Annotated in this window: 1 protein-coding gene; it reads left to right on the top strand. The window is 60.4% G+C overall.

Annotation, left to right across the window (positions count from 1 at the left end):
* Positions 1 to 106 precede the first annotated feature (106 nt).
* A complete protein-coding gene (locus EOL43_RS15255) occupies positions 107 to 2,896 on the top strand; it encodes a bifunctional aconitate hydratase 2/2-methylisocitrate dehydratase (protein ID WP_133489777.1) in 2,790 nt (929 codons plus the stop codon).
* The last annotated feature ends 49 nt before the right edge of the window (positions 2,897 to 2,945 follow it).

The following is a 2,945-nucleotide window of genomic DNA, read 5'->3' as shown; positions in this document are numbered from 1 at the left end:
GCATCCATTTGGTATACAGCGGCATACCGCAGACATATCTGGCATTGTGGGATTCTGTATTGCCGGGTGCTGGGGCTGCATCACACTCGAATTCGTAGGGATCGTCATGAGCTTGTACACCGACTACCTAAATGAGATTGAAGCGCGTAAGGGCGAGGGTTTGAACCCCAAGCCGATCGACGACGGCGCACTGGTGGGGGAACTGATCGAACAGATCAAGGACACCGGGCATGCTGAGCGCGAAGCATCGCTGAACTTCTTTATTTACAACACGCTTCCGGGCACGACGAGCGCGGCTGGCGTGAAGGCGGCGTTCCTGAAAGAGATCATCCTGGGCGTCAGCTCGGTTGACGAGATCTCGCCGGAATTTGCGTTTGAACTGCTGTCGCACATGAAGGGCGGCCCGTCGGTCGAGGTGCTGCTGGATCTGGCGCTGGGCCATGATCAGGCGATTGCTGCGCAGGCGGCTGAGGTGCTGAAGACCCAGGTGTTCCTGTATGAGGCTGACACCGCGCGTCTGGCCGAAGCGCTTGAGGATGGCAACGCCATCGCCAAGGACATTCTGGAAAGCTATGCCAAGGCCGAGTTCTTCACCAAGCTGCCGGACGTGGAGGAAGAGGTTCAGGTTGTCACCTACATCGCCGGCGAAGGCGATATCTCGACCGACCTTCTGTCGCCGGGCGCCGAGGCGCACTCGCGTGCGGACCGCGAGCTGCACGGCAAGTGCATGATCTCGGAAGCCGCCCAGAAAGAGATTGAAGCCCTGAAGCTGCAGCATCCGGACAAGCGCGTGATGCTGATCGCGGAAAAAGGCACGATGGGCGTTGGCTCGTCGCGCATGTCGGGCGTGAACAACGTGGCGCTGTGGACCGGTAAACAGGCCAGCCCCTATGTGCCCTTCGTGAACTACGCGCCTGTTGTGGCCGGCACCAACGGCATCTCGCCGATCTTCCTGACCACTGTGGGCGTGACCGGCGGCATTGGTCTGGACCTGAAGAACTGGGTCAAGAAGCTGGACGCCGATGGCAACCCGGTGCTGAACAATGACGGCAACCCGGTTCTGGAAGAGAAGTACTCGGTCGAGACCGGCACGGTTCTGAAGATCAACACCAAGACCCATAAGCTGCTGAGCGAAGACGGCGAAGAGCTGGTGGACGTCTCGTCGTCCTTCACGCCGCAGAAGATGGAGTTCATGAAGGCGGGCGGCTCTTACGCCATCGTCTTCGGCAAGAAGCTGCAGACATTTGCGGCGGAAGCTCTGGGTGTTGAGGCCCCGCAGGTCTTTGCACCCTCGAAAGAGGTCAGCCATGAAGGTCAGGGCCTGACCGCGGTTGAGAAGATCTTCAACAAGAACGCTGTTGGCGCCACGCCGGGCAAGACCCTGCATGCTGGCTCGGACGTGCGTGTGAAGGTCAACATCGTGGGCTCGCAGGACACCACCGGCCTGATGACGATGCAGGAACTGGAAGCGATGGCCGCGACCGTTGTGTCGCCCAGCGTGGACGGTGCCTATCAGTCGGGCTGTCACACCGCGTCGGTTTGGGATGCCAAGGCGCAAGCCAACACCCCGCGCCTGATGAAGTTTATGAACGACTTCGGTCTGGTCACTGGCCGTGACCCGAAGGGCGAATACCACGCGATGACCGACGTGATCCACAAGGTGCTGAACGACATCACCGTGTCGGATTGGGACATCATCATCGGCGGCGACAGCCACACCCGTATGTCCAAAGGCGTGGCCTTTGGTGCGGACTCGGGCACGGTTGCGCTGGCGCTGGCCACTGGGGAAGCCTCCATGCCGATCCCGGAATCGGTCAAAGTGACCTTCAAGGGGCAGATGGCCGATCACATGGACTTCCGCGACGTGGTGCATGCCACCCAGCAGCAGATGCTGGCCCAGCATGGCGACAACGTCTTCCAGGGCCGCGTGATCGAGGTGCATATCGGCACCCTGCTGGCCGACCAGGCCTTTACCTTCACCGACTGGACGGCCGAGATGAAAGCCAAGGCGTCGGTCTGTATCTCGAATGACGAGACGCTGATCGGGTCGCTGGAACTGGCCAAGTCGCGCATCCAGATCATGATCGACAAGGGCATGGAGCATGAGAATGGCATGCTGCAAAGCCTGATCGACAAGGCCGATGCGCGCATCGCCGAGATCAAGTCCGGTGAAAAGCCTGCTCTGACCCCGGATGACAATGCCAAGTACTTCGCCGAGGTCGTGGTTGATCTGGACCAGATCGTCGAGCCGATGATCGCGGACCCGGATGTGAATAACGCTGATGTGTCCAAGCGCTATACCCACGACACGATCCGTCCGATCTCGTTCTACAAGGCTGAGAAGCATGTGGATCTGGGCTTTGTGGGCTCGTGCATGGTGCACAAGGGCGACATCAAGATCGTGGCGCAGATGCTGAAGAACCTCGAGAAAGCCAAAGGCAAGGTCGAGTTCAAGGCGCCGCTGGTGGTTGCCGCGCCGACCTACAACATCATCGACGAGCTGAAGGAAGAGGGCGACTGGGAAGTGCTCGAGAAGTACTCGGGCTTCGAGTTCGACGACCTGTTCCCGAAACAGCAGGCCCGCACCGAGTACGAGAACATCCTCTATCTCGAGCGCCCCGGCTGTAACCTCTGCATGGGCAACCAGGAAAAAGCCGCCAAGGGCGACACGGTTCTGGCCACCTCGACCCGCCTGTTCCAGGGCCGCGTCGTGGCGGATGCACCGGACAAGAAAGGCGAAAGCCTGCTGGCCTCGACCCCGGTCGTCGTCCTGTCCGCCATCCTGGGCCGCACCCCCACGCTGGAAGAATACAAGGCCGCCGTCGAAGGCATCGACCTGACCAAGTTCGCCCCGCCGCTGGAAATCCCGGCAGGCACCAAGTCGGCACACTTCTAAAACCGGCAGCGGTGAGAAACGGAAAGGGCGGGGAAATTCCCCGCCCTTT

This window comes from Aliiroseovarius marinus (assembly GCF_004360145.1).
GTDB classification, from domain to species: Bacteria; Pseudomonadota; Alphaproteobacteria; order Rhodobacterales; family Rhodobacteraceae; genus Aliiroseovarius; species Aliiroseovarius marinus.
This window is presented reverse-complemented; position numbering and strand designations above follow the sequence as displayed.

What these genes read in the sequence shown, in the direction of transcription:
- EOL43_RS15255 (WP_133489777.1), top strand. Translation starts at nt 107, where the DNA reads ATGAGCTTGTACACCGACTACCTAAATGAGATTGAAGCGCGTAAGGGC.